This is a genomic window from Oleiphilus sp. HI0067, assembly GCF_001635735.1.
Window position 1 is genome coordinate 1 of sequence record NZ_LWFI01000963.1, and the last position, 578, is coordinate 578.

1 protein-coding gene is annotated in these 578 nt (G+C 43.8%); it reads left to right on the top strand.

The window, feature by feature from the left end:
* Positions 1-578: polyphosphate kinase 2 family protein (locus A3739_RS12310; protein WP_068501558.1), on the top strand; the 578-nt coding region annotated here is incomplete at both ends.

A 578-nucleotide genomic window follows, 5' to 3' on the forward strand; every position in this document is an offset into this window, starting at 1 on the left:
CGAGAAGAAACTAGAAAAGCTGCAGCTACAGTTAATGACGCTGCAGCATGGCTTATACAATCAAAATATGCGCTGCGTGGTTGTAGTTGAAGGTATTGATGCCGCTGGCAAAGGCGGCATGATTCGCCATATGACCGAGTTTATGGACCCTAGAGGGGTTCGTGTTCATCCAATTGGGGCACCAAGTATTGATGAGCTAGAAGAACATTACATGCAGCGCTTCTGGCGTTTACTTCCAAAGCGTGGGGAAGTTTCAATTTTTGACCGATCTTGGTACGGACGCGTTCTCGTCGAACGTGTTGACAACCTTACCCCCCACAAAAGATGGCAACGCGCATACAAAGAAATTTCTCAGTTTGAAAAACTGCTTATCAATGACGGCGTCATTGTCATTAAGTTGTTTTTGAGCATCTCAAAAGACGAGCAACTCAAACGTTTCAAAGAGCGTATAGAAAACCCTAAGAAGCGCTGGAAAATCACAAGTGAAGATATATTAAATCGACAAAACTGGGACAGTTACCAACAAGCATTTGAGGACATGCTGGATAAAACTGATGGCAAGAAAAACCCTTGGCATA